The 4505-nt window shown below is 55.9% G+C and carries 4 protein-coding genes; 1 reads left to right on the forward strand and 3 read right to left on the reverse strand.

What is annotated here, in order from left to right:
• Positions 1-230 precede the first annotated feature (230 nt).
• Positions 231-1436: a TolC family protein gene (locus F8I07_RS00915; RefSeq protein ID WP_292654521.1), complete on the reverse strand. Its 1206-nt coding sequence runs from the start codon at positions 1434-1436 to the stop codon at positions 231-233.
• Positions 1393-2580, reverse strand: a complete 1188-nt coding sequence (locus F8I07_RS00920) for an aspartate aminotransferase family protein (RefSeq protein WP_292654524.1) — start codon at positions 2578-2580, stop codon at positions 1393-1395. The genes F8I07_RS00915 and F8I07_RS00920 overlap by 44 nt, the downstream gene beginning before the upstream one ends.
• 161 nt (positions 2581-2741) lie before the next feature.
• Here F8I07_RS00920 and F8I07_RS00925 point away from each other — a divergent pair, with 161 nt between their 5' ends.
• A complete protein-coding gene (locus tag F8I07_RS00925; RefSeq protein WP_292654528.1) occupies positions 2742-4166 on the forward strand; it encodes a chloride channel protein in 1425 nt (474 codons plus the stop codon).
• 133 nt (positions 4167-4299) lie between these two features.
• On the opposite strand, the gene F8I07_RS00930 is transcribed toward F8I07_RS00925, so the two are convergent.
• On the reverse strand, positions 4300-4505 hold a 206-nt coding region (locus F8I07_RS00930), incomplete at its 5' end, for a riboflavin kinase (RefSeq protein ID WP_292654529.1).

The raw sequence follows: 4505 nt of genomic DNA on the forward strand, positions 1-4505 counted from the left end.
CGCTTCTCATGTTCGCGACTGCCAGAGCTATCGAGTGAAACCGGTTATTTTTCAGAGCACTCAATTATTATAGTGAAAACCACAATATAATTCTGAGTGAATGCTTATTGCTCATGGCACAAATAAAGTGACGACAGTCCTTCGCGTTTTCTTTTTCTTTGCTTCGTTTCCTTTTTCTTTGTCGCGCAACAAAGAAAAAGAAATGAAGAGGACTACGGTTTCCTCAAAATTCACTCGTGAATTTTGCCATAGAGCTTCAAAAGCTGGATCTGCCGCTCGATCCCGTAGATCTGCGCATCCAGTTTGGCCATGTTCATGGCGTTGCGCATCGTCTCCACGTCAAAGCGCGTCTTCTGCCCCGCCGCCGCCTGCTCTTTGGTGCTTTGGAGCAGGCTGCGGTAGAGCTTCTGATCTGACCGGGCCAGGGCGATCTTTTTGTCGATGATGGCAAGGGTGTCCAGGACCAGCCGATATTCGCTTGCCACTTTACGCCGGGCATCCTGGAGCTGCACCGCCTGCTGGAGATAGCGCACCCGCCCCGCTTCGATATCCTGAGGCGCATTGATACTCAGAGGCATCGAGATTTGAAAACCGTAACGATAATAGTTGTCTTTCTGCCCCGGCATAGGGCGGTCGGAATCGGTATCGTAATAGTTGGCACTCAGCGAAAGGGTCGGCAGATATTTGGCCCAGGTCATCTTGCTGTTGTATTCGCTCTGGGCCACCAGGAGACGCTGAGTTTCCAGCTCCAGGTTTCGGCGTCGATACTCCCCGGCTTTGATAAGAGTCAACCGGGGGAGCCTGAGGCCGTCGGGGCGCTTGTCACTCAGGAGCGAAAAGGCGTTGCGGAGATTCTTCTCCGCCAGTTGGAGCGCCAAGAGGCTCGTTCGGTCCTGATTGCGTTGAAGAATCGCTTCATTGAGGAAACTGCTGTCAATCACCCCGGCATCATACTGCTCTTTTTTACGCCGGATATCGATAGCGTCGTTACGGATCTTCAGGCGCATCTGCCGCTGCTGGAGACGGTTTTTTTTCAGTTGGAAGAGGGTCTCGATCGCCTGGCTGATCAATTGGCGCCGCTGCAAGCGGATCTGAGCCTGCGTAGCTCCCGCTTTGGCATCGGCGAACTTCACGGCGTAGTAGATCCCCCCGCTTTTGAAGATCGGCTGATTGATCCCCACATTGAAGACCCGGTCCGTCTCATCACCGGAGAGGGAGATCGTGCTGGTATTCTCCGTATAGTTGAGCATGATGGGATTGATCCAGCTTTTACGAAGCACCGCGCTCTCGAGCCGGTTGGCCTCCTCCTGGTAGTCGAGGATCAGATTTTTCTCCCGGGAAAGGTAGTTCTCCAATGCACTCTCCGCCGTCAGCGGCAGTGTCAGCAGGAGACTAAAGGGAAGCCAGAGCTTTTTCAAAACGTTTGAACCCTTCATCGATCTCCTCGCGGCTGATGGTCAGTGGAGGGAGGAAACGCACGGTATTGCGGCCCGCCTTGAGGACGATCACCCCTTCGGCAAAAGCCCCCTTGAGGATCGCCCCCTGGGTCTCGGCATCGACGCAGCGGAGCCCCCGCATCAAGCCCAGCCCCACCGCTTCGGTGAAGCGCTCGGGCATACTCTCCGCCAGTCGATCGAGGTAACGGCTGAAACTCTCGATCCGTTCCGCCAAGGCTCCGGCGGACTGCTCCCGCTCCAGCACCTCCAGGACCGTCAGCCCGGCCCGGGTACTCAGATAGTTGCCGCCGAAGGTGCTGCCGTGATCCCCCGGTTGGAAGATCTCTTTGAGCCGGGTCATGGCCACCCCGATGGGGACCCCGCCGCCGAGCCCTTTGGCCAGGGTGACGATATCAGGTTCGATCTCATAAAGATTGGAAGCGAGAAAGTCGCCCGTGCGGTAGACCCCGGTCTGTACCTCGTCCACGATCAGGAGCAGATCACGACTGCGTAGGAAGGCCGCCAGATCCTGCACTTCACCCTTGTCGAAGGGCTGCACACCCCCCTCTCCCTGAACCAGCTCGATCATCACCGCCACCGTCTCCTCGTCGATCGCCTCATAGATCGCATCGATGGAGTCCACATAGGCGAAGCCCGCCGGATAGGGGGAAAAGTCGGGCTTGTGCATCTCTTTCTGGCCTGTCGCCTTGACGGTGGTGATGGTGCGACCGTGGAAAGAGTGCTTGAGGGTGATGACCTTGTAGCGTTTCTCATCGAAACGGGTCTCACCGTATTTTCGGGCGATCTTGAGCGCCGCTTCGTTGGCTTCGGCTCCGGAGTTGCCGAAAAAGCAGCGCATATCGTAGCCGCTGAGCTCCACGATCCTTTGGGCCAGCCGCGCTTGGGGCTCGATCACCTGGAGGTTGGAGACATGGATCAGCCGAGAAGCCTGTTCACAGATGGCTTCGCTCAGTTTGGGGTGAGCATGCCCCAGACTGCAGACACCGATTCCGCTGCCGAAATCGATATACTCCTTTCCCGCATCATCATAGAGCTTCGCCCCTTCACCCCGGACGAAATTAGTATAGTTCCGGGCGTAGGATCCCAGAACATATTCACGATCGAGTCTCTCCAGTTCGTTCACGGAAAATCCTTCAATAAAATTGCCGATATTATAACACTTTTGCCGTCGGTTGCACTCCGTTAAAAATGGGAGTGCTATAATTGGAAAAAGCCAGATAAAAAGCGAGAAAATCGTTTCCCATGAACATAAAATTCAAATTTCCGACTGAGCATCCAACCATTTTGTTGAGCGTCACCAAATGGCTCATACTCTCCAGCGGAGTGGGCATCATCATCGGCGCCATCGTCACCCTCTTTCTGAACATTCTCGCCTACGGAGAGAGCGCCCGGAGTCTTCTGCCCTTTCACTACTACTATCTGTTGCCGTTGGGACTTCTGCTCAGCGTCTGGCTGACCCGGCGTTTCGCTCCCGATGCCGAGGGGCACGGCACCGAAAAGGTGATCGAGGCGGTTCACAAACGCCACGGCAAAATCGATGTAGCCGTCATTCCGGTCAAGCTCCTGACCACCGTTGTGACCCTGGTCACCGGCGGATCGGCGGGAAAAGAGGGCCCCGGTGCCCAGATCGGTGCCGGGACCGCTTCGGCCATCTCCGATCTATTGCGCTTCTCCAAACGTGATCGCAAAAAGCTGGTCATCTGCGGCATCAGCGCCGGTTTTGCCACCGTCTTCGGCACCCCCATCGCCGGGGCGATCTTCGGGATCGAGGTCCTGGTGGTAGGCGCGGTGATGTATGAAGTGCTCCTCCCCTCCTTCGTGGCCGGCTTCAGCGCCTTTTTCACCGCCCAGTATCTGGGCGCTCACTACACCTATTACGATATCAGTTACTTCCAGCACTACTTCATCGACCTGGTTCTCATTCTCAAAGTCATCCTGGGCGGAGTCTTTTTCGGTCTGGTCGCCTGGCTCATCATCGCGACCCTCAAACAGACGGAAACCGCGGTGGAGAAGATCCCGATGAATCCCTATTTCAAAGCGATCGGCGCGGGCATCCTACTGATTCTGCTGGTTCCCCTTGTCGGCGAACACTATTTCGGCCTGGGGCTGGACACCATCTCCCAAACCATGAAGGTCGATAGCGGCTTGCAAAGCGGGAGCCTGCCGTGGTACGCCTTTTTGGTCAAGATCTTCTACACCGCCGTCACCCTGGGATCGGGAGGCAGCGGCGGGATCATTACGCCGATCTTCTACATCGGGGCCACTAGCGGCCATTGGTTCGGCGGCCTCTTCGGGAGTGAACACCAGCTGGCGCTCTTCGCCGCCCTGGGCTTTGTCAGCGTCCTGGCCGGCGCCACCAACGCCCCCATCGCCGCCACGGTGATGGCCATGGAACTCTTTGGAATGGATATTGCCCACTACGCCGCCGTGAGCATCGTCATCAGCTTTCTGGTTTCGGGCCACCGCAGTGTCTTCCCCTCCCAGAAGATCCAGATGAGCAAATCGGATCTCTTGGAGATCGAGTTCGGTGAAGATATCGAACACTCCCGGGTCAAATTCGACAAAGCCCAATACAAACGCTTCAACAAGATCTATCACGATATCCAGCTCAAACGGCTGCGCCACCGGCAGGATCGCCTCAAACGCCGAAAAAAGAGTGAGGAAGAGGAAGAGAATGAGGGGGAAGGAGTGAAGAGTGAAGAGGATTAGGAACGAGTAACTAGTAACGAGTAACTAGAAACCGATTTACTATCGTTTCGTCATCCTGAACTCGATTCAGGATCCACAACACTTGGACATTTCGAGCCCTGGATTCCGGGTCAAGCCCGGAATGACAGGTTCTTTAAGACTCTATTCCCAATTTTTCCATCGCTTCTTCGATATCAGTATAGATCTGTTCCTTGAGCTCCTGGGGCGTATCGAAGCGTCGGTTGGGCCGCAGGTACTCCGCAAACTCCAGGAAGACCCGTCCGGAGACGGGACCGATTTGGCGGTCCAGCAGGTGGGTCTCCACGGCGAAGCTTCCGTCGGTACTGTGCCGGTATCCCA

It is taken from the genome of Nitratifractor sp. (assembly GCF_015487065.1).
GTDB lineage: Bacteria > Campylobacterota > Campylobacteria > Campylobacterales > Sulfurovaceae > Nitratifractor.

Bases quoted from the DNA above. Each gene is read 5' to 3' on its own strand.
- F8I07_RS00915 (WP_292654521.1), bottom strand. From the start codon at position 1,436: ATGAAGGGTTCAAACGTTTTGAAAAAGCTCTGGCTTCCCTTTAGTCTC.